The organism is Rhizobium binae (genome assembly GCF_017357225.1).
Classification (GTDB): Bacteria; Pseudomonadota; Alphaproteobacteria; order Rhizobiales; family Rhizobiaceae; genus Rhizobium; species Rhizobium binae.
On the sequence record NZ_CP071604.1, the window covers coordinates 422,133 to 442,579 of the forward strand.

At 62.8% G+C, this 20,447-nt stretch carries 19 protein-coding genes; 1 reads left to right on the top strand and 18 read right to left on the bottom strand.

Translation table 11 applies throughout. The features are described from left to right. Positions 1-10 precede the first annotated feature (10 nt). From J2J99_RS02070 to J2J99_RS02135, 14 genes are all read right to left on the bottom strand, one after another. Complete coding sequence (locus J2J99_RS02070; protein WP_168295309.1) at positions 11-430, bottom strand: helix-turn-helix domain-containing protein; 420 nt, start codon at positions 428-430, stop codon at positions 11-13. Positions 431-581: 151 nt separating this feature from the next. Further along, entirely contained in the window at positions 582-2,186 is a 1,605-nt protein-coding gene (gene lnt / locus J2J99_RS02075; protein WP_168295308.1) for an apolipoprotein N-acyltransferase, read from the bottom strand. A gap of 131 nt (positions 2,187-2,317) precedes the next feature. After that, positions 2,318-3,463 (bottom strand): hemolysin family protein, encoded by a 1,146-nt coding sequence (locus J2J99_RS02080; RefSeq protein ID WP_168295307.1) that lies wholly within the window; start codon positions 3,461-3,463, stop codon positions 2,318-2,320. Beyond that, positions 3,460-3,975, bottom strand: coding sequence for an rRNA maturation RNase YbeY (gene ybeY, locus J2J99_RS02085; protein ID WP_168295306.1), 516 nt, complete (start codon positions 3,973-3,975; stop codon positions 3,460-3,462). Before ybeY ends, J2J99_RS02080 begins: the two co-directional genes overlap by 4 nt. Continuing rightward, positions 3,975-5,027: a PhoH family protein gene (locus J2J99_RS02090; RefSeq protein WP_168295305.1), complete on the bottom strand. Its 1,053-nt coding sequence runs from the start codon at positions 5,025-5,027 to the stop codon at positions 3,975-3,977. The genes ybeY and J2J99_RS02090 overlap by 1 nt, the downstream gene beginning before the upstream one ends. A gap of 18 nt (positions 5,028-5,045) precedes the next feature. Then, positions 5,046-6,452, bottom strand: a complete 1,407-nt coding sequence (gene miaB, locus J2J99_RS02095) for a tRNA (N6-isopentenyl adenosine(37)-C2)-methylthiotransferase MiaB (RefSeq protein ID WP_168295304.1) — start codon at positions 6,450-6,452, stop codon at positions 5,046-5,048. Positions 6,453-6,603: 151 nt separating this feature from the next. Further along, entirely contained in the window at positions 6,604-7,401 is a 798-nt protein-coding gene (olsA, locus tag J2J99_RS02100) for a lyso-ornithine lipid O-acyltransferase (RefSeq protein WP_168295303.1), read from the bottom strand. Positions 7,402-7,428: 27 nt separating this feature from the next. Next, a complete protein-coding gene (locus J2J99_RS02105) occupies positions 7,429-7,857 on the bottom strand; it encodes a Fur family transcriptional regulator (protein WP_168295302.1) in 429 nt (142 codons plus the stop codon). Between the two features lie 82 nt (positions 7,858-7,939). Then, a complete protein-coding gene (locus J2J99_RS02110; protein ID WP_168295301.1) occupies positions 7,940-8,434 on the bottom strand; it encodes a GNAT family N-acetyltransferase in 495 nt (164 codons plus the stop codon). Between the two features lie 2 nt (positions 8,435-8,436). Then, positions 8,437-9,099, bottom strand: a complete 663-nt coding sequence (gene tsaB, locus J2J99_RS02115; RefSeq protein ID WP_168295300.1) for a tRNA (adenosine(37)-N6)-threonylcarbamoyltransferase complex dimerization subunit type 1 TsaB — start codon at positions 9,097-9,099, stop codon at positions 8,437-8,439. Between the two features lie 88 nt (positions 9,100-9,187). After that, on the bottom strand, positions 9,188-9,754 hold the full coding sequence (locus J2J99_RS02120; RefSeq protein WP_168295299.1) for a NifU family protein: 567 nt from the start codon (positions 9,752-9,754) through the stop codon (positions 9,188-9,190). A 109-nt stretch (positions 9,755-9,863) separates the two neighbouring features. Next, positions 9,864-10,355, bottom strand: a complete 492-nt coding sequence (locus J2J99_RS02125) for a universal stress protein (RefSeq protein ID WP_168295298.1) — start codon at positions 10,353-10,355, stop codon at positions 9,864-9,866. A 107-nt stretch (positions 10,356-10,462) separates the two neighbouring features. Next, on the bottom strand, positions 10,463-11,527 hold the full coding sequence (gene trpS / locus J2J99_RS02130) for a tryptophan--tRNA ligase (protein ID WP_168295297.1): 1,065 nt from the start codon (positions 11,525-11,527) through the stop codon (positions 10,463-10,465). Positions 11,528-11,623: 96 nt separating this feature from the next. After that, the gene (locus J2J99_RS02135; RefSeq protein ID WP_168295296.1) at positions 11,624-12,022 is read right to left on the bottom strand and encodes a VOC family protein; all 399 of its coding nucleotides are present in this window, start codon (positions 12,020-12,022) and stop codon (positions 11,624-11,626) included. A 185-nt stretch (positions 12,023-12,207) separates the two neighbouring features. Between J2J99_RS02135 and J2J99_RS02140 the strand changes: the two genes are divergently transcribed. Then, positions 12,208-12,636 carry a YcbK family protein gene (locus J2J99_RS02140; protein WP_168295295.1) on the top strand — a complete coding sequence of 143 codons (429 nt, stop codon included), beginning with the start codon at positions 12,208-12,210 and terminating at the stop codon, positions 12,634-12,636. 84 nt (positions 12,637-12,720) lie between these two features. Here the strand turns inward: J2J99_RS02140 and murJ are convergent, their stop codons facing one another. From murJ to mutS, 4 genes are all read right to left on the bottom strand, one after another. Further along, a complete protein-coding gene (murJ, locus tag J2J99_RS02145) occupies positions 12,721-14,298 on the bottom strand; it encodes a murein biosynthesis integral membrane protein MurJ (RefSeq protein ID WP_168295294.1) in 1,578 nt (525 codons plus the stop codon). Further along, the gene (locus tag J2J99_RS02150) at positions 14,295-17,198 is read right to left on the bottom strand and encodes a [protein-PII] uridylyltransferase (protein ID WP_168295293.1); all 2,904 of its coding nucleotides are present in this window, start codon (positions 17,196-17,198) and stop codon (positions 14,295-14,297) included. Before J2J99_RS02150 ends, murJ begins: the two co-directional genes overlap by 4 nt. A gap of 134 nt (positions 17,199-17,332) precedes the next feature. Beyond that, positions 17,333-17,608, bottom strand: a complete 276-nt coding sequence (locus J2J99_RS02155) for a hypothetical protein (RefSeq protein ID WP_168295292.1) — start codon at positions 17,606-17,608, stop codon at positions 17,333-17,335. Positions 17,609-17,619: 11 nt separating this feature from the next. After that, positions 17,620-20,346, bottom strand: a complete 2,727-nt coding sequence (gene mutS / locus J2J99_RS02160) for a DNA mismatch repair protein MutS (protein WP_168295291.1) — start codon at positions 20,344-20,346, stop codon at positions 17,620-17,622. Between the last annotated feature and the right edge of the window lie 101 nt (positions 20,347-20,447).

Below are 20,447 nucleotides of genomic sequence, written 5' to 3' on the forward strand. Positions count from 1 at the left end.
GGCGCTGCGATCAGTCGGCGTCGGCTTCGGCGGCAAGCGCCTTGACCAGTTCCACGACCTTACGGCGAACCTTGGGATCGGAAATCTTCACGAAGGCGCGGTTGAGCTGCAGGCCTTCGGAGGAGGAGAGGAAATCGACGACATAATTCGAACTGGATGCTTCGGCCATACCGCCGATCGAGCCGGAATGTTCGCCGGGCGCATCCTCGAAGAAGAAGGAGACCGGAACATTCAAAATGCTCGAGATGTTCTGCAGACGGCTTGCGCCGACGCGGTTGGTGCCCTTTTCATATTTCTGGATCTGCTGAAAGGTGATGCCAAGGCTCTCGCCAAGCTTTTCCTGGCTCATGCCGAGCATCGTTCGGCGAAGGCGAATGCGGCTGCCAACATGGATGTCGATCGGATTCGGCTTCTTTTTGTTTTCAATCATGGTCGTGCCCTAGCTACGAATTTCAACCTGTTTCTAACCGGCATGCCCCTGATCCATCCCAAAACGCCACGTTGCAGTCAGTGGGAACCCACCTTCAAACATACGTTAAGAACGCCGATTGTCATCACTATGCAATTTTAGGGGTTTTTGGTCAATTCAACCCTAAAATAAAACCTCCGCGCGAGATCAGCGCAATCAAAATCAGCAGAGCCTCGGTCAACCAGAAGTATGTCTGGTGGGGGTATGTGGTTCCGAACCCTTCGCCGAAGCTATCGATAGTTGCATCAATAAAGCCGGTTTCTCCAAGATCGAGGCCGGCGATTATTTCTCCGTGTGCGTTCACCAGTGCCGAAATGCCGCTATTGGCATCGCGAATCAGCGGCAGGCCGGTTTCGACCGCCCGCACCCGCGCCTGCAGGAAATGTTGGTAGGGCCCGGGCGTCACGCCGAACCAGGCATCATTGGTGAGGTTGAGGAGGGCGTTGGCGTCTTTTATGTCGCCGGTCATCTCGCCGGGAAAAATGATCTCGTAGCAGATCAGCGGATAAAGATTCAGTCCGCCGGGCAGGGCCAGCAGGTGCCGGCTTGCGGCGGCCGAAAACCCGCCCGGCATCTCGACGACGTTCTGGATGCCGAGTTCGGTGAGCAGGTCTTCAATGGGCAGATATTCGCCGAAGGGTACCAGATGCACCTTGTCGGAGGCGGCGATGATCTGACCGCGGCCGTCGATGACATAGATGGAGTTATAGTAGCGCACCGGCGTGCCTGGTCCCATCTCCTCGGCGCGCACCGCGCCGGCGATCAGGATTTGGTCGTCGTCGAGCGTGTCGGCGATCCGCGTCAGGGCATCCTGGTTGTCGGTCAGGATGAAGGGGATCGAGGTTTCCGGCCAGACGATGATATTGGGCTTGCGCCCGCCATTCCTCGGCGCCTCGGCCGAAAGCTTCAGATGTGTCTCGAAAATCGCATTGCGATCGGCGTCGTTGTCCATCTTCGCCGCCTGGTCGATGGCCGGCTGCACCAGCCGCACCACGGGCCGCTTATCCTCGGGCAACGGCGCGGGCCGCGGCGCCAGATAGAGAGCGTAGGCGCCGTAGCCGAGATGGGCGGCAAACAGCAGCACGGCCAGCGCAATGCCGGTGCGTGCGCCCTGTCGGGTCCCGACAAGGGCGGGGGCGGAAAAGACGAAGACGGCAAGGGCAGTCACGCCCATCGCCCCGATCACATGCGCCGACTGCATCATCAGCGGAACCGGCATCAGGCCGTAGCCGATAGCGTTCCAGGGAAAACCGGTGAGGATGACGCTGCGAAGCCATTCCATCAGCCCAAAGCCAGCCGCAAGTGCGGCGATCCGCCCCATGCCGTCGGACCAGAAGATGCGGGCCAGCACAACGGCCAGCCCGTAGAAAATCGCCAGACCGGCCGGCAGACCGAGGATGGCGAGCGGCAGCGCCCAGGCGAACTCCTCCGAATCGACCAGCAGCGCATGGCCGAGCCACCAGAGGCCCGCGACGAAATAGCCGAAGCCGAACAGCCAGCCGACCGCAAACGCCGGCCACAGCCTGCCGATCAGGCCGCTATCGGGAGAAGCCGCCGCCCCGTCGATGAGCCAGACGAGCAGCGTGAAGGATAAAAACATCGCCGCGAAAAAGCCGAAGGGCGGCAGCGCCAGCACGGCGAATGCCCCTGCGCCGATCGCCAGCAACGACCTTTTGAACCCCCAGACGAGGATAATCCTATCCGCAAGCCGCTCCATGCGCACTCCCATCAAGCCGCGAATCAACCCATCCGCAGTCTTTCAAAAAAGCGGCTCTTTGTCCTGTTAATGCATGTCGCCAGGAACCGCGCATCGGTTCCGCAATGGCGAAATGTTGCAAAAGCAAGGGGCTAGTTGGCGGTCGATTCAGCTGGCCGGTCGTCGCCGGTCTCGGAGCCGGGCGGGATGTCGCCGGCCTCCTTGGCGCGGCGGCGGATCGCGTGGCGCTTGCGGGTGATGCGCAGCCGTTTGATGCGGCGTGGATCGGCGTCGAGGATGTGGAACTCGAAATTCGGCAGCGCCTGAACCACCTCGCCGCGCACCGGAATTCGGCCGAGTGCCGAGAAGATCAGCCCGCCCAGCGTATCGACTTCGTCGACCTGTTCAGTGATGTCGAAATCCGGTCCGATTGCTTCGGCGATTTCTTCCAGTTCGACGCGGGCGTCGGCGACGAAGACATCTTCGGCGACACGCTTGAACATCACCTCTTCGTCGTCATGTTCGTCGTCGATGTCGCCGACCACCATTTCGACGATGTCCTCGTGCGAGGCGAGACCGTCGGTGCCGCCATATTCGTCGATGACCAGCGCCATCTGCGTGCGGTTGACCTGCATCCGGCGAAGCAGATCGGAGGCAAGCATCGACGGCGGCACGAACAGGATCTTGCGGATAATGCCGGCCTCGGCCAGCGTCTTCTGCAGGTCGACGCGGGCGAGATCGAAATTCGCTTTGGTCGATCGCGTCGGCTTCTGGATATTCTCGGGCGCAACGTCGATCGCCGGCACTGCGACGGCCGGTTTTGCCGGGCCGCGGCGCTTGTTGCGCGCCTGCTTGGCGATGTAGGAAAGCAGGTCGCGGATATGCACCATGCCGCGCGGATCATCGAGCGTATCGGCATAGACGGGCATGCGCGAACGGCCGGATTCCTCGAACAGGATCATCAATTCGCCGATGGTGATGTTCTGGTCCACCGCCTCGATATCGGCACGCGGCACCATTACGTCGGCGACGCGCACTTCACGGAAGCGCAGGATATTGTGCAGCATGGCCCGCTCGTCGGGCGAAAAGGCGTCATTGCCGGCCGCGTCGGTCATCAACGCGTCGGCCAGGTCCTCGCGCAGTCGCGAGCCCTGCTGCGGGCGAAGAATGCGCGCGGCGCGCGACCAAAAGGATTGGGATCGGCCGGATGGCCGACTACTACTGCCCGCCTCGTCCGAAGATGAGGATGACTCGGAGTCCTTGGCGTCTGCCGCCGGCTTCGTGGTAAAGTCGCTCATGGTTCCATTTTAAGGTCTTGACCCTCGTAAGGATCAGATAGGCCGAGCTGCGCCAAAATGCGAGTCTCCAGCCCCTCCATAATTTCGGCTTCGGCACTATTCATATGGTCGTAGCCGAGAAGATGCAAGAAACCGTGCACCAGAAGATGGGTCAGGTGGTCGTCGAAACTCTTTTCGAGCTCATGGGCCTCCCGCTCCACCGTCTCCCGGGCGACGATGATGTCGCCGAGCATCGGGCCGGGCATTTTGCCCGGCTGAACCGGAAAGGCCGGAAAGGAGAGCACGTTGGTCGCCTTGTCCTTGCCGCGCCATTCGGCGTTGATGTCCTGGATCGAAGCGTCGTCGGTAAAGACCAGCGAAACCTCCGGCGGCGTCGTCGGGAAGGGCTGCTTTTCGCTGTCGCGCAGATAGACCGCCGCTGCCCCGAGTACGTGGCCGCAAAAGGCCAGCAGCGTCTCCTCCTCGGGCCAGCCGATGTTCTCGATGCTGATCTGGATGTCGAGCTCGGCCATTAGTCCTGCCGGCTGACGTCGTCAGTGTCGACGGCATAGGTGGAATCATAGGCCCTGACGATACGCCCGACCAGCGGATGACGCACGACGTCGGTATCCTTGAAGCGCACGATCGAGATGCCCTCGACGCCGTTCAGCAGCTGCAGGGCCTCGACGAGGCCGGATTTGACGCCGCGCGGAAGGTCGATCTGGCTCGGGTCGCCGGTGACGATCATCCGGGCATTCTCGCCGAGACGCGTCAGGAACATCTTCATCTGCATCGACGTGGTGTTCTGCGCTTCGTCGAGGATGATGGCGGCATTGGCAAGCGTGCGGCCGCGCATGAAGGCGAGCGGCGCGATCTCGATGACGCCGGCGGTGATCGCCCGGTCGACCTTGTCGGCGGGGATCATGTCGTAGAGCGCGTCATAGAGCGGGCGAAGATAGGGGTCGACCTTTTCCTTCATGTCGCCGGGCAGGAAGCCCAGGCGCTCGCCGGCCTCGACGGCCGGACGCGACAGGATGATTTTTTCGACGGCGCCGCGCTCCAGCAGCTGGGCGGCATGGGCGACGGCGAGATAGGTCTTGCCGGTGCCGGCCGGGCCGACGCCGAAGACCAGTTCGGAGCGTTCCAGCGCCCTGATATAGGCGTCCTGGGTCGGGGTACGGGCGATAATCGTCTTCTTGCGAGTGGAAACCTGCGCCATCGTCAGCTTGGCCTTGCGCTCCATCGTCGGCAGGCTGAGTTGGTCGTCGGCGGCGACCGCCATGCGGATTGCGCCCTCGACGTCGGATCTTTCCACGCTGCCGCCTTTCTGAAGCTTTTCATAGAGATAGTCGAGCGTGCGCCGTGCCTGGTTGGTGGTCACGACATCACCCGATATGACGACGGAATTGCCCCGCGCACGCGCATCGATGTTGAGCCGCTCCTCGAGCAGCTTCAGGTTCTGGTCGAATTGACCGAAGAGTTCGCTGGCGAACCGATTGTTCTCGAACGTCAGGACGAAGTGATTGGTGTCGCTCGGCGTGCGGGGGTGGCGCGGTGAAGAAGAAACCAATTCTTGTCCGTTCAAGCGGTCGGGCTCCTTGGGTTAGACCGCAGCCTCTGCGCGTTCGGCAAACAGGCTGTTCGTTCCGGTTCCGGTGATTCGCACTTTAATAATGTCACCGATTTGCGATGCTTTTGCATCAACATTCACTGATTGGAGCCAGGGAGAACGTCCGATTAGCTGGTCGGGCATGCGGCCGGGCTTTTCGAGCAGCAGATCGATCTCCTTGCCGATGCAGGATTCGGCAAATTCCTGCTGCTGCTTCAAAAGAAGCGCCTGCAGGCGTTCCAGCCGTTCTGCCTTGATTTCTTCCGGCACCTGGTCCTTCAGTTCCGCGCCGGGTGTGCCCGGCCGTGTCGAGTATTTGAACGAGAAGGCCTGCGCGTAGCGCACCTCCTCTACAAGTTTCAGTGTATCCTCAAAATCCGCGTCTGTCTCCCCCGGAAAGCCGGTGATGAAATCGCCCGACAGCGCGATGTCGGGCCGCACCGTACGGATGCGCTCGATCAGCGAGAGATATTCGGCGGCCGTGTGGCGCCGGTTCATCGCTTTCAGGATGCGGTCCGAGCCCGATTGCACCGGCAGGTGCAGATAGGGCATCAGCGCCCTGAGGTCGCGATGCGCCTCGATCAGCCGGTCATCCATGTCGCGCGGATGGCTGGTGGTATAACGCAGCCGCGCGAGGCCGGGGATCTCGGCCAGGCGGTAGAGCAGGTCGCCGAGGCTCCATGCCTCGCCCCGCGGTCCGGCGCCGTGCCAGGCATTAACGTTCTGCCCGAGCAGGGTGATCTCACGCACGCCGGCTTCGGCCAGCTTTTCGGCCTCCTCGACGATCTGGGAAACCGGCCGCGACACTTCCGAGCCGCGTGTGTAGGGCACGACGCAGAAGGTGCAGAACTTGTCGCAGCCCTCCTGCACCGTCAAAAAGGCGGTGACGCCGCGGGCGCGGATCTTCCGGCTCTCGGCGATCGGCAGATGCTCGAATTTGTCCTCGATCGCATATTCGGTGTCGACGACCCGCTGGCCCTGTTGGGCCCGGCGCAGCGCTTCCGGCAGGCGATGATAGGTCTGCGGACCGATGACGACGTCGACGGCGGGCGCGCGGCGCAGGATCTCCTCGCCTTCCGCCTGGGCGACGCAGCCGGTCACGCCGATCATCATCTCCCGGCCGTCCGCCTTCTTCTTCTTCTTCATCTCGCGCAGCCGGCCGAGCGCGGAATAGACCTTCTCGGCCGCCTTTTCGCGGATATGGCAGGTGTTGAGAAGGACGAGGTCGGCCTCTTCCATGTCTTCCGTCGGCTCGTAGCCGTCGCGGACGAGCGCATCGCTCATGCGCGTGGAATCATAGACGTTCATCTGGCAGCCATAGGTCTTGATGAAAACCTTGCGGCTGTTGGGGTCGCGGAGCATCGGCTCCGGGGCCTGGAGAAGGGCGCTGTCCTGTGTCATGGCGGGCTATGTAGTGGTTTTTGAAGCTCGAGAAAATCAAAATCTTGTTTGAGCAGCTGCGCAAAAGTGTTGCAGCGACCCAGCGGCAACGACATGCGAGAAAACAAGGAGCGAAAGCGCAAGCAGCGCATCTGAAAGATCGCGACGGGCTTTAGAAAATTTCTCGCCCGCGCAGGCGGCTGTTCAGCAGGTTGCGGATGCGTGAGGCGATCGTCGAACTCACCTCCTTGCGGTTTGTGTCGGCGTGGTATTCCACCGCTTCGCCGAAGGAAACCTCCGCGTCGAGGGCGCCGCATCTGAAGATGTCGATGAGGTGCGGCAGTAGCTCGATGTCCCCCGGCCAGGCGGCGAGTGGCCTGTGATAGCGTCCCATGGGGATGCCGTGCACCCTTGTATAGGCGATTGCCACCGGCTGCACCACGACAGTTCCCGTCGGCGAGGCGGGCACGGCCATCGCGGCGGCGCCGAACAGCGAGGATTTCACCTCCAGCAGCCGGTTGCCGTCCGAGGTCGTGCCCTCTGGGAAGAGCACCACGATTTCGCCGTCGGCCATCCGCCCGGCGATCTCATTGGCCTGATGGCCGGTTTTGCGCCTCTCCTCACGCACGACGAAGACGCTTTTCTGCAGCTTGGCGAGCGTCCCGAAGATCGGCCAGTCGGCCACCTCGATCTTGGCGATGAAGGCGACGTCGGCCACCGCCGACATCACCATGATATCCATCCAGGATGAATGGTTGGAGCAGAGCATCAGCGGCCGCCGGTCTTCCAGCCTGCCGGTGACGCGCACACGGATGCCGAGGCAATAGCAGATGATGCGGTGCCAGACGCGCGGCAGGCGGCGGCGCAGCCGCCAGTCGAAACGCAGCGCCAGCAACTGCAGCGGTATGAGCACGATGCTGACGGCAAGGATGACGGCCGCAGCCAAGACAATGCGCAGCCAGACGATCAAATGTGCTGCTCCCGGGCGGCCATTGCTTCAGAGATCGTCCTTCTTCAACGGAATGCCGTAGAGCTCCAGGCGATGGTCGACCAGCTGGAAGCCATGCTCGCGGGCGATGCGCTCCTGCAGCGCCTCGATCTCAGGCGAGCGAAATTCGATCACCGTGCCGGTCTTCAGGTCGATGAGGTGGTCGTGATGCTCTTCCGGCACTGTTTCGTAGCGCGAGCGCCCGTCGCGGAAGTCGTGGCGGGCGATGATGCCGGCATCCTCGAACAGTTTGACGGTGCGATAGACGGTCGAGATCGAGATTTTCGCATCGACTTTCACCGAGCGGCGGTGGAGCTCCTCGACATCGGGATGGTCTGCCGAATCTTCCAGGATACGCGCGATCACGCGGCGCTGCTCGGTCATCCGCATGCCGCGTTCGGCGCAAAGCTCCTCAAGGGTCTTGGCTACATCAGACATGGCCCGCCTTCAAAAATACTCGCGTTTCGACAACGCCCGCACGGTCATCGCGCCGGCCAGCCTGTCATCTCCTGCCAGGGAACTACCGAAGAACGCGCTTCATGACAAGCGCCGTGGAAAGGGCGCCGTTTTCCTGCTTGTAGTAGCCTTGGCGCTCTCCGACCTTCTCGAAGCCGAGCTTGCGGTAGAGGCCAAGGGCGGCCGTATTGCCGTTATCGACCTCTAGAAACATGCTCTCGCCGCCGCGCGCCCGCGCTTCCCGCATCGCGGCCTGCATCAGCCGCCAGCCGAGCCCGGCACGGGCGGCCTTCGCCTGCACGGCGATCGTCAGGATTTCCGCCTCGCCGGCGACTTGGCGGGCAAGGATGAAGCCGGGTAGCGGCTTTTTCAGGATGGCATTGGTCTGGCGCGCGACGAAGCCGAACACCGTCTCCTGTGACAGCAGGCTATGGAATTCGCCATCGCCCCAGGGCCTTGCGAAACGCTCGCCGTGCAGCGCGGCGACATCGCGGCAATCCTCGCGCTCCATCGCGATGATCTCGAATTCCGGCTTCAGCGTCAGATAGGCTTCCAGCATCGTCACACTCGTCGCGCAATTGCATATCCGGCCTGCGGTTTGGCATCCGGTCCGCGCAAATAAAGGGGCTTTGGCTTTCCGGCATCGGCCGCGGCGGCAGCACCGAGGCGCGCCACCACCGAAATCGGAAAAACGTTGGCATGGTCGCCGCCGGCGCCGGCCTTCAGGAGCGGCGTTGCCGAACCGGTGATCTCGCCGTCGAAGCTGGCGGCGAAAGCCTGGGCCTCGGCGACGCTTGCCGCCCGCGGCGCATCGAGCGGAGAACCATCCGCTGCAAAGGACTGGAGATAGATTTCGTCCCGCTTGGCGTCCATTGCCGCAAGCACGGCGCGGCCGGGTGTCCTCTCACGCTCGGCGGCGGCCATCACTTCGAGGGTGGTGACGCCGACGACGGGGATCTGCAGGGACAGGGCAAAGCCCCGGGCTGCGGCCACGCCGACGCGGATACCGGTAAAGGAGCCCGGGCCAACGGTGACGGCAAGACGGTCGACCTCAGAAAGCGTGATATCGGCCTGACCGAGCGCACGGTCGACTATATCGATCAGATGTTCAGCATGCCCCTTGCCGATCATGTCCGATGCCTCCCCCAGCACCGTATTCCTGCCGCTGTCATAAACCGCGGCAGAGCAATCTACACCTGCCGTCTCGAGCGCCAGAACGATCATGCCATCAATTTCCGAATAAACTCTTGTCGCTAACCATAAACCCGCCGGGCCGAACAAGAGATGAACGGCCGGAACGAATTCGAGATTTTCAAGCGGCAATCACTTCCTGCACTTCGGGTACGAAATGACGCAGCAGGTTCTGGACGCCGTGCTTCAGCGTCGCCGTCGAAGACGGGCAGCCGGAGCAGGAACCCTTCATGTTCAGATAGACCTTGCCGTCCTTGAAGCCGCGGAAGGTGATGTCGCCGCCGTCCTGGGCAACGGCCGGGCGCACGCGGGTCTCCAGGAGCTCCTTGATGGTCAGCACGATCGATGCGTCGCCTTCGTCGAAGAACTCGTCGCCGGCATCGGCGTCCTCGGACAGAATCGAAGCGTCGCCCATGACCGGCTTGCCGGACATGAAATGCTCCATGATCGAGCCTAAGATAGCCGGCTTAAGATGTTGCCATTCGGCATTGTCCTTGGAGACGGAAATGAAATCATAACCGAAATAGACGCCGGTCACACCGGGTATTTCGAACAGCCGGGAGGCAAGCGGCGAGGCTTCGGCCTCCGCGGCGCTGCGGAACTCGGCCGTGCCGTTTTCCATGACTACCTTGCCCGGCAGGAACTTCTGCGTGGCGGGATTCGGCGTGGCTTCGGTCTGAATGAACATCTGGCTCTCCATGCGGCAGGCCCGTGACCTCGGCCGTCTTTAGAATTCTTCAAAAGAAAATAGGCCCATTGCCAGATCTAATCAAGAGACTTGTACTCAAGAAATAGACTCAGCAGAGGGCGTCGATTTCCTCGTTCGTCAGCGTATCCGGCAGCACGGTGACCGGAATCGGAAACGCCGCCGCGCGTCCGGCGACCGACGAAACCAGCGGTCCCGGACCCTCCTTCGCCGAACCGGCGGCAAGAACCAGGATCGCCACATCGCGGTCATCCTCGATTACGGCGTTGATCTGCTCGGCAGCACTGCCTTCGCGGATGACGATCTCGGGCTCGATGCCGATCGTCTCGCGTACGATCTGGGCGATCTTGGCGACGGTTGCCTCTGCTTCCTCGCGTGCCTCGGCCCGCATGATCTCCTCGACGCCGAGCCATTGTTGGAAATCGCCGTCGGGGATCACATAGAGCAGCACCAGGCCGCCATTGGAATTCTTCGCGCGCCGGCCGGCATAATGAACGGCGCGCTGGCATTCGGGTGTCCCGTCGATCACCGCCATGAATTTGCGCCGGTGACCTTCGAGCCGTGAGAGTCGCTTCGATACCATGGCGCGGACTCTGACACCCGAAGCGGAAAAATTGCAAGCGCAGTTTTTGCCGTTTTTCCGTCCGAAAGAGGTCGTCTTCCCCGAAGGGCAGGAAGAGGAGATCTGCCTCAGTAAAGGAAGCCGATGACGTCGCGCAACTGGTTCATCGTCACCTCGGCGCGGGCCCGGGCGCGTTCGCCGCCCTTGCGCAGGATCGCATCGATGTGGCTTGTATCGTCCATCAGTCGGCGCATTTCGCCGGTGATCGGCGCCAGCACCTGGATGGCCAGATCGACCAGCGCCGGCTTGAAGACGGAGAACTGCTGGCCGCCGAATTCGGCAAGCACGTCCGCCTTCGACTTGTCGGCAAGGGCGGCATAGATCGCCACCAGATTGTCGGCTTCCGGCCGGCCCTGCAGCCCGTCGATCTCGCTCGGCAAACCGTCCGGATCGGTCTTGGCCTTGCGGATCTTCTTCGAGATCGCCTCCTCGTCGTCCATCAGATTGATGCGCGAAAGGTCGGAGGGATCGGATTTCGACATTTTCTTGGTGCCGTCGCGCAGCGACATCACACGCGGCGCCGGTCCGCCGATCAAGGGTTCGACCATCGGGAAATAGGCATGCACCGGCTCGTCGCCGACGGTGATGTCGATGCCGTAGCCGCTCTTGCGTATATGCTCGGCATAATCGAGGTTGAACTTCATCGCGATATCGCGAGCAAGCTCCAGATGCTGCTTCTGGTCCTCGCCAACCGGCACATGGGTGGCGCGGTAGACGAGAATGTCGGCGGCCATCAGGCTCGGATAGGCGTAGAGACCGAGCGAAGCCTGCTCGCGGTCCTTGCCGGCCTTGTCCTTGAACTGTGTCATGCGGTTCATCCAGCCGATGCGGGCGACGCAGTTGAAGATCCAGGCAAGTTCCGCATGTTGCGGCACGGCCGACTGATTGAAGACGATATGTTTTTCCGGATCGATGCCGGCGGCGATGAAGGCGGCGGCGATCGAGCGCGTCTGGCTCGGCATGTCCTCGTGGACGAGCTGAGCAGTGAGCGCATGCATGTCGACGACGCAGTAGATGCAGTCATTGCCTTCCTGCAGCGCCACGAAGCGGCGGATCGCGCCGAGATAATTGCCGAGATGCAGATTGCCGGTCGGCTGCACGCCGGAGAATACGAGTTTCTTGAATTCGCTCATGTCGTCCTCAAAAGGCTGGTGGAGGGCCCCAAGGCTTTTCGCCTATGTTGCTAACGCCGCGGCTTATGCACGGGCAGCCCGTCGCAATCAAGGGGTTCAGCCTGCAGCATGCTCGATCAGGTCGAAGCTGTTGCCGTAGGGATCCGCAAAGACCGCGACTGTGCCGTACGCCTCGTGCCTCGGCTCTTCGAGAAAGCGCACGCCGGCCGCAAGCATGGCGGCATGATCGCGGGCGAAATCGTCGGTCTTCAGGAAGAAGCCGACGCGACCTCCCGTCTGATTGCCGATCGCCGCGCGCTGCGTATCGTTTGTCGCCTGGGCCAGCAAAAAAGCGGCACCATCCCCGCCTTTCGGCTTCACGACAAGCCAACGCTTGCCGCCGGGCTGCTTCTCATCCTGAAGGCAATCGAACCCGAGGGCGCCGCAATAAAAGCCCTTGGCGCGGTCGTAGTCGTCGACGACGAGAGTGACGAGGAAAAGAGACTGGACGGTCATGTGATCGCCTGCATTTGGAAGTTTATTTCACTAAGAACCTGAGCAGGCCTCATGTTTAAGCCGAATTGATCAGCGAAGCTAGTTAGAATTGAGTATAAAATTTCACGAAAAAGCTCTTTTTGAATTGAAAATCCTCGCCCGGTTGGCCGCGTCCTTATCGCCAGCCGAACCGCCCGGAGGAGACCATGCAGAACGTCAGTTTGCTCGCCATGGCAGGCCTTTTCGCCCTACAATCCGCAACCGGCGCCATCAGTCAAGATAGCAAGAGGCCGGCCATTCATCTTCCCAAGCATGAGGCGCGTCTCGCCTACGCGGTCCAGACCGTCAGCGTGCGTGCCGGCTGTTTTCCAGTGCGTCTACGAGCGATCCTCTCGCATATCGCCACAAAGACCGGACGCCGCCCGATCGTCACCTCCGGCCTCCGGCCGCATCCCAGCCGTCATGGCTCCCTGCATGGAAAATGCCTCGCGGCCGATATCAGGGTGCCGGGCCTCTCGGAACGAACAATCATTGCTGCCGCCAGGACAGCTCCAGGCATCGGCGGCATCGGCAGCTATTGCAACGGCATCATTCATGTTGATGTCGGCCCGCAACGGCGATGGGTCGATTGTTAAGCGAGAGAGGAAGGTGTGCAGGGCTAAAACCCCTCCCCAATCCCTCCAAGGGGGAGGGCTGGGGGGCTTCACCGTTGAACGACCTCACCCTTCCGTCTTCACCGGCTTGCGGTTCAGGTTGCGCCGGATCATGCCGAGATCCGCCCCGCCGATCAGGAAGGCGGCGGCGAAATAGATGAGCATGGCGATTGCGATCAGCAGCCCCAGCGTACCGACCTTGCTCAGAAGCGGCGCGCCGGAGGCGAGCCACGGCGCCCAATAGTGCTTAAGGAAGACGATTGCCGCGCCCATGACGGCCGAGGCGACGATCAGCAGGGCGGCGCGTTTTGCCAGCGCCCATTCCCATGTCAGATGGCCGCGGCGCAGAAGCGTGGTGAACAGCAGCAGCGTGCTGATCCAGCCGGCTGTGGCTTCGGCGACGGCGATGCCGGGCGCGCCCATAAAGGGGAAGAGGGTCAGCGCCGTCGCGCAGTTGGTCCCCACTGCGATCGCCGAGAAGCGCATCGGCGTTTTGGTGTCCTCGCGGGCATAAAAGCCCGGTTGCAGCGCCTTGATCAGCACAAACGCGGGCAGGCCGATGCCGTAAATCGCCAGGATCGAGCCGACGACGGCGGTGTTTTCCTGATGAAAGGCGCCGCGCTCGTAGAGCACGCGGATGATTTCGTCGGAGAGGATCCAGAGCGCGAAGGCGGCGGGGATGGTCAGGAACAGCACGAATTCGATCGAGCGGTTCTGCAGGTTTGCCGCTTCGCGCAAGGCCCCGCCCTTCAGTGCCCGGGCAAGCTCCGGCAGCAGCACGACGCCGACAGCGACGCCGACGACGCCGAGCGGCAGCTGATAGATGCGGTCGGCATATTGCAAGGCGGCGATCGCGCCGTCGCGCGAGGAGGCGATCGCCTGGCCGATCAGCTGGTTGATCTGGGTGATGCCGCCCGTCACCGCTGCGGGCACCGCAAGGATCAGCAGCCGCTTGACATTCGCAGTCATCTTCGGGAAGCGCAGGCCGATGCTCATGCCGGCCGCAAGCACGCCTATATAGACGACGGCGAGCTGCAGCACACCGGCGGCAAGAACGCCCCAGGAGAGATACCAGGCCGTCGCGAGCGGATCGGCGCCGGTATAGAGCGAGTAAAACAGCGCCCCGATCATCACCACGTTGAGGAAGACGGGGGCGATGGCGGCGGCGAAGAAATGATGTAGCGAATTCAGCATGCCGCTCATCATCGCCGTTAGCGACATGCACATGAGATAGGGAAACATCACGGCCGCCATGCGGATCGTGATCGAGAACTTCTCTGGATCGTCGGCAAAGCCCGGCGCGATGACGAAGCGCACGAGCAGCGGCATCGCAAGCTCCATCACGATGGTGATGAGGAGCAGCACCGAAAAGAGGACGCCGAAGACTTCCTCTGAAAAGCGCTTGGCGCCATCCGTGCCGTTCGCCTCGATCTCCTTGGCAAAGAGCGGCACGAAGGCGGCGTTGAAGGCGCCTTCGGCAAACAGCCGGCGGAAGAGGTTCGGGAAGCGGAAGGCGGCGTAGAAGACGTCGGCCATCGGCCCGGTGCCGAGTGCGGCCGCCATCAGCGTTTCGCGGGCGAAGCCGAAGATGCGGCTGCCGAGGGTGGCGCCGCCGACGGTCGCGAATTTCTTGACGAGGCTCATGCTGGGGAATCGGCTTTCTTTTCGGCTGGGGGCGATGTCCGGGTGGCGGCGGGCGCGATGATGCCGGAAGGCATGCGCTCGCGCAGTTCGTCCTCCTCCTCGGCCATCACCGCCTTCATCCGGGCGGTGATATTGGCGCGTTTGCTGTCGCCCGATATCTTCTGGCCGACCAGATCGGTGACGTAGAAGGTGTCGATCACCTTCTCGCCGAAGGTGGTGATGCGGGCCGACTGGATGTCGAGCGACAGATCGGAGAGCACGGCGGTGATCTCCGACAAGAGGCCGGGCCGGTCGAGGCATTCGACCTCGATGACGGTGAACTTGTTCGACAGGCTGTTGGTGATGTTGACCGACGGCGGAATGACGAAGGCCTTGCTTTTCTTGCGGTTGCGCGTGCGTGTGGCGATGACTTCAGGCAGGCGCTTGCGCCCCGACAGCACGTCCTCGATCATCCGTCCGATCGTGGCGGCGCGGCGCAGCTCGTCGGCGTCGTCGGCAAATTCGCGGCTGACATGGATCGTGTCGAGCGCCCGTCCGTCCGACGTCGTGAAGATTTGCGCGTCGACGATGTTGGCGCCGGCCGCCGCACAGGCGCCGGCAATGACGGCGAGCAGGCGCGGATGGTCGGGCGACAGCACCGTGATCTCGGTGATGGCGTGAAAACTGTCGGTCCGCACCATGGTGGCGAGCGCCTGGCCCGCCTTGTCGGCCTGGCGGATAAAATGCGCATGGCGGAGTTGGTCTTCCAGCGGCACGGAGAGCAGATAGGGCTGGTAATGCAGCTTGGTATAGGTATTGCGGTCCTTCTGGCTCCAGTCGGAGAGCGCACCACGCAGCGCCTCAGCGGCGGCGTTCGCCCGCTCCTTGCGGGAGACTTCCGAGAAACCGCCGGCCAGAAGCAGTTCGGTTTCATAATAGAGCGTACGCAGAAGCTGGCCCTTCCAGCCGTTCCAGACGCCGGGGCCGACGGCGCGGATATCGCAGATCGTCAGGATCAACAGCATCTTCAGCCGGTCGAGCGACTGCACCCGGTCGGCGAAGTCGGTGATGGTCTTGCGGTCGGTGAGGTCGCGGGTCTGCGCCACCATCGACATGGTCAGATGCTCCTCGATCAGCCAGACGACGAGTTCCGTCTGCTTATGCGACAGGCCGAAACGGGCGCAGAGCTTGCGGGCGACGCGGGCGCCGGCGATCGAGTGATCCTCCAGCCGGCCCTTGGCGATGTCGTGGAGAAGAACGGCGACGTAGAGCGCCTCGCGATCCTCGATATTGGCAATCAGTTTGTTGGCCAGCGGATGCAGATCCTCGGCGCGCCCCTTGTCGATCTCGGAGAGAACATCGACGGTGCGGATCAGATGCTCGTCGACCGTATAGTGGTGATACATGTTGAACTGCATCATCGCGACGATCTTGCCGAAATCGGGAATGAAGCGGCCGAGCACGCCGGCCTCGTTCATGCGGCGCAGGATCAGCGCCGGGTCGCGCTTCGATGTCAGGATCGACATGAACAGGCGGTTGGCCTCGTCGTTTTCCCTGAGGCGGTTGTCGATCAGGGCAAGCGAACGGGTGACGCGTTTCAGCGCATCGGGATGAAATTCCAGCCCATTGATGTCGGCGACATGGAAGAGCCGCAGGATGCTGACCGGATCGCGCTTGAAGACATCCGGGTCGGCAAGCGCGATGCGGCCGCGGTCTTCGACGAATTCGACGCTGCCGGCGATCTTGCGGGTGCGGTGCGTGAACCGGCTGATGACGCCGGTAAGGCCGGGGATCGACTTCGCCTGCTGGTCTTCGAGCGCGGCGCACAGGATGCGGGTCAAATCGCCGACATCCTTGGCAACGAGGAAGTAATGCTTCATGAAGCGCTCGACGGCCGAAAGGCCGGGGCGGGTGTGATAGCCGAAGGCTTCGGCGATCTCGCGCTGGATGTCGAAGGACAGCCGCTCCTCGGCCTTACCGGTCAGGAAGTGCATATGGCAGCGCACCGCCCAGAGGAAATCGTCGGCCTTCTCGAGCAGGCGGTATTCGTGCTTGGAAAGCACGCCGAGCTTGACCAGCTCCGCCTGGTCGCGCACGTGATAATAATATTTCGAGATCCAGAACAGCGTGTGCAGGTCGCGAAGCCCGCCCTTACCTTCCTTGACGTTCGGCTCGACGAGATAACGCGTGTCGCCTGCCTTGCGGTGGCGTTCGTCGCGCTCGGCAAGCTTGGCGGCGATGAACTCCGGGCCGGTGCCGGTGACGATTTCCTTGTCGAAGCGGGCCTCGAGCTCGGTTTCCAGCCGCTGCAAGCCGCAGATGAAGCGCATTTCCAAAATGGCGGTGCGGATCGTCATGTCGGACTTGGAAAGCGCGATGCATTCGTCCACCGTGCGGGTGGCGTGGCCGACCTTGAAGCCCATGTCCCAGAGCACGTAGAGCATGAATTCAACCGCCTTGTGCGTCTCTTCCGCCGGCCGCGGCAGGAAGAGGAAGAGCAGGTCGATATCCGAGCCCGGCGCCAGCGTGTCACGGCCATAGCCGCCGACGGCGGTGACGGCGAACTTGTCCTTCTGCTGCGGAAAGATATGGGCGGTGGCGAAATTGTGGAGGACGGTGATGATCTGGTCCTGCAGCCAGGAGATCCGGTAGGCGCAGTTGAGCCCGCTGCCATCGGCGGCAAGGGCCGCGCGCGCCTTCTGCCGGCCCTCGGTGCTCGCCTTCTTCAGGATGGCGAGGAGATCGGCGCGCATGATGTCGGGCCGGTTCCGGTTGGCTTCGGCAACGGCATCGCACTGGTTTTGCAGCAGTTCGGTGTCGAGGATCCTGGAGAAATCGAGGTCGCGCATTGCTTTCGCCGGAGTGGCGCCCTGTTCATGCCGGGCTGCCGGTTCGCGGCCTGCCAATGGTTTCGTCTGCATGCGCTATAGCCTCTTTGCCCGGCGATTGACACGGGCCTTCATATTGCAAGAACCTTTAAATTTGGCGAAATGGTGTTGGTCCGCTGCTGGATGCGGGACGCTTTGACGCAAGCAGCGGACTTTCCCGAAAAGCCTCAGCTCGCGAACTCGGCCTGCAGCGAATACAAGACCTGCCGTGTCTCGCTCAGGATCTCCTCGAGCGTCTGGCGGTCGCATTCGCGATAGCCTGCCTTGGCGATTGAAGTGGCGAGCTCTGAGATTGTAGCGCAACTGCGCGTCATTTTCAGCAGGCCGATCGGCGAGGTCCAGCCGCGCGCATTGCGGTCCCGGTCGGCGCGCCGCATCGTGTCGAGCATGGAGCAGATCAGCGAGAGGCGCTCGGTTTCGCGAACCAGCTTTTCCATGAACATCGGCCGCGCTCCTATTTCAGCTTCTTCTTGAGATCGTAAAGCGCATCCATCGCCTCGCGCGGCGTCATGTCGTCGAGGTTCATCGCCTTCAACGCCTCCTCGACCTTGGACGGGCCACGGGCCGCGTCCTCGCGGCGCACGGCCACCTGGAAGAGCGGCAGGTCGTCGATCAGCTGGCTCGCCGGATTCTTGCGGTCGGCATCCTCGAGGCGGGTGAGCACGTCGCGGGCGCGCGCCACGACCGAGGCCGGAAGCCCGGCGAGCCGGGCGACCTGAATGCCGTATGAACGGTCGGCCGCACCGGGCCCGACCTCATGCAGGAAGATCACGTCGCCGTCCCATTCCTTGACGCGCATCGTGGCGTTCGATAGCCGGCCAAGTTTCTCCGACAGCACGGTCAGCTCGTGGAAGTGCGTGGCGAACAGGCCACGGCAGCGATTGGCCTCGTGCAGGTGCTCGACAGCGGCCCAGGCGATCGACAGGCCGTCCAAGGTCGCGGTGCCGCGGCCGATCTCGTCGAGGATGACGAGCGAACGGTCGCTTGCCTGGTTGAGGATCGCAGCCGTCTCCACCATCTCGACCATGAAGGTCGAGCGCCCGCGCGCCAGGTCGTCGGAGGCGCCGACGCGCGAGAACAGCCGGTCGACAATGCCGATATGGGCTGATGTCGCCGGCACGAAAGAGCCCATCTGCGCCAGGAGCGCGATCAGCGCGTTCTGGCGCAGAAAGGTCGATTTACCGCCCATATTCGGGCCGGTCAGCAGCCAGATGGCGCCGTCCTTGGCACCGTCCTTCGGCGAAAGATCGCAATGGTTGGCGACGAAGGGGCCGCCCGCCTGCCGCCGCAGCGCCTGCTCGACAACAGGATGACGGCCGCCTTCGATGGCAAACATCTTCGAGCCGTCGACCTGCGGCCGGCAATAGGCCTGCTCTTCGGCGAGCAGCGCGAGGCCGGCGGCGACGTCGATCACGGCCAGCGCGCGGGCGCCCGATTTGATCGCCTCGGCTTCAGCGACCACGGCCGCCGTCATCCTGTCGAAGGCTTCGAGCTCGATCGACAGGGCCCGGTCGGCGGCATTGGCGATGCGGCTTTCGAGATCGGCAAGTTCGGTCGTGGTGAAGCGCATCGCGCTCGCCATCGTCTGGCGGTGGATGAAGCGCGCCTTGGCTTCCGCCGTATCGGTCATCGGCGAGGCATTGCCGGCGGTGACCTCGATGAAATAGCCGAGAATATTGTTGTGCTTGATCTTCAGCGAGCGGATGCCGGTCTCCTCGGCATATTGCAGCTGCAGCCCGGCGATGACGCGGCGCGACTGGTCGCGCAGCGCCCGGACCTCGTCGAGTTCGCCGCTGGCGCCGTCACGCAGGAAACCGCCGTCGCGCTTGAGCAGCGGCAGCTCGTCGGCGAGCGTCTCGGCAAGCAGCGTTTCCAGGCTCGCGGGAAGCGCTTTCAGCCCCGACAGCGCGTCGCCGAGTTCTTCCGGCAGCATGGCGTTGGCGAGCAGATCCGCGAGGCCGCTTGCGGCCTGCAGCCCCTGGCGGATGGCGGCAAGATCCCGCGGACCGCCGCGGTCGAGCGCCAGGCGGGAGAGCGCCCGCGGCATGTCGGGCACGTGTTTCAGCGTGTCGCGCAGCCGGCCGCAGAGCGAGGGCTCGTCGATCAGAAAGCCGATCGAATCGAGCCGGGCATTGATGCGGGCGGGATCGGTGAGCGGCGACATCAGCCGTTCGGCGAGAAGCCTGGCGCCGCCGCCGGTGACGGTGCGGTCGATCGCCTTCAGCAGCGAACCGTTGCGATCGCCCGACAGCGTGCGGGCAAGCTCGAGATTGGCGCGGGTGGCCGGGTCGATGAAAAGCGTCGAGGCGGCACTTTCCCGCTCGGGCTGCCCAAGCGGCGGACGCTCGGCGATCTGCGTCTTCTCGACATAGGCGACGGCGGCTGCGGCCGCCGCAAGCTCGGCGCGCGAGAAGCTGCCGAAGCCGTCCAGCGTCGAAACCCCGAAATAGCGGGCGATCCGGCCTTCGGCGCTGGCGCTGTCGAAGAGCACCGCCGGCTGCGGCACCGCCGTGCGGCCGAGCACGTCAAAGACGGGTTTCAGCTCGGGATCGTGGAAGATCGTATCGGGCAGGATCAGCTCGCGCGGATCGATGCGCAGAATGTCTGCGAGCAGCCGCGAACTTTCCGTCTCCGCCAGCCGGAAGACGCCGGTGGAAATGTCGATCCAGGCAAGCGCCAGCGCCGGTTCGGCGCCGCCGCGAATGCGGGCGAGCGCCATCAGATAGTTGGATTCCGAGGGCGATAGCAGCTTTTCCTCGGTGATCGTGCCCGGCGTGACCAACCGTACGACATCGCGCTTGACGACGGATTTGCCGCCGCGTTTCTTTGCTTCGGCCGGATCCTCGACCTGCTCGCAGACGGCGACGCGGAAGCCGAGCGAAATCAGCTTCTGCAGATAGTCGTCGGCGGCATGCACCGGCACGCCGCACATCGGGATATCCTGACCCATATGCTGACCGCGTTTCGTCAGCGTGATGCCGAGCGCGCGCGAAGCCTCCAGCGCATCCTCGAAGAACAGTTCGTAGAAGTCGCCCATGCGATAGAAGAGCAGCGAACCCGGATTGTTCGCCTTGATCTCGATATATTGCTCCATCATCGGCGTCGCCGAGGCACGGCTTTCCGCCGTGGCAAGCTCGGCAGCCGAAAAGGCTTCATTTCCTGTGTCTATTCGTGCGTTCACGGAGGTGCAGTTTTTCCCAAAAAAACAGGTGCCAACCCTATCCGCGCGCCGCTATAGATGACAACAGCATTTGAGGAAGAGCAAAGCGTCGCCCACAGGAC

What these genes read in the sequence shown, in the direction of transcription:
- J2J99_RS02070 (WP_168295309.1), bottom strand. Translation starts at nt 430, where the DNA reads ATGATTGAAAACAAAAAGAAGCCGAATCCGATCGACATCCATGTTGGC.
- lnt (WP_168295308.1), bottom strand. Translation starts at nt 2,186, where the DNA reads ATGGAGCGGCTTGCGGATAGGATTATCCTCGTCTGGGGGTTCAAAAGG.
- J2J99_RS02080 (WP_168295307.1), bottom strand. Translation starts at nt 3,463, where the DNA reads ATGAGCGACTTTACCACGAAGCCGGCGGCAGACGCCAAGGACTCCGAG.
- ybeY (WP_168295306.1), bottom strand. Translation starts at nt 3,975, where the DNA reads ATGGCCGAGCTCGACATCCAGATCAGCATCGAGAACATCGGCTGGCCC.
- miaB (WP_168295304.1), bottom strand. Translation starts at nt 6,452, where the DNA reads ATGACACAGGACAGCGCCCTTCTCCAGGCCCCGGAGCCGATGCTCCGC.
- J2J99_RS02105 (WP_168295302.1), bottom strand. Translation starts at nt 7,857, where the DNA reads ATGTCTGATGTAGCCAAGACCCTTGAGGAGCTTTGCGCCGAACGCGGC.
- J2J99_RS02110 (WP_168295301.1), bottom strand. Translation starts at nt 8,434, where the DNA reads ATGCTGGAAGCCTATCTGACGCTGAAGCCGGAATTCGAGATCATCGCG.
- tsaB (WP_168295300.1), bottom strand. Translation starts at nt 9,099, where the DNA reads ATGATCGTTCTGGCGCTCGAGACGGCAGGTGTAGATTGCTCTGCCGCG.
- J2J99_RS02120 (WP_168295299.1), bottom strand. Translation starts at nt 9,754, where the DNA reads ATGTTCATTCAGACCGAAGCCACGCCGAATCCCGCCACGCAGAAGTTC.
- J2J99_RS02125 (WP_168295298.1), bottom strand. Translation starts at nt 10,355, where the DNA reads ATGGTATCGAAGCGACTCTCACGGCTCGAAGGTCACCGGCGCAAATTC.
- trpS (WP_168295297.1), bottom strand. Translation starts at nt 11,527, where the DNA reads ATGAGCGAATTCAAGAAACTCGTATTCTCCGGCGTGCAGCCGACCGGC.
- J2J99_RS02135 (WP_168295296.1), bottom strand. Translation starts at nt 12,022, where the DNA reads ATGACCGTCCAGTCTCTTTTCCTCGTCACTCTCGTCGTCGACGACTAC.
- J2J99_RS02140 (WP_168295295.1), top strand. Translation starts at nt 12,208, where the DNA reads ATGCAGAACGTCAGTTTGCTCGCCATGGCAGGCCTTTTCGCCCTACAA.
- murJ (WP_168295294.1), bottom strand. Translation starts at nt 14,298, where the DNA reads ATGAGCCTCGTCAAGAAATTCGCGACCGTCGGCGGCGCCACCCTCGGC.
- J2J99_RS02150 (WP_168295293.1), bottom strand. Translation starts at nt 17,198, where the DNA reads ATGCAGACGAAACCATTGGCAGGCCGCGAACCGGCAGCCCGGCATGAA.
- J2J99_RS02155 (WP_168295292.1), bottom strand. Translation starts at nt 17,608, where the DNA reads ATGTTCATGGAAAAGCTGGTTCGCGAAACCGAGCGCCTCTCGCTGATC.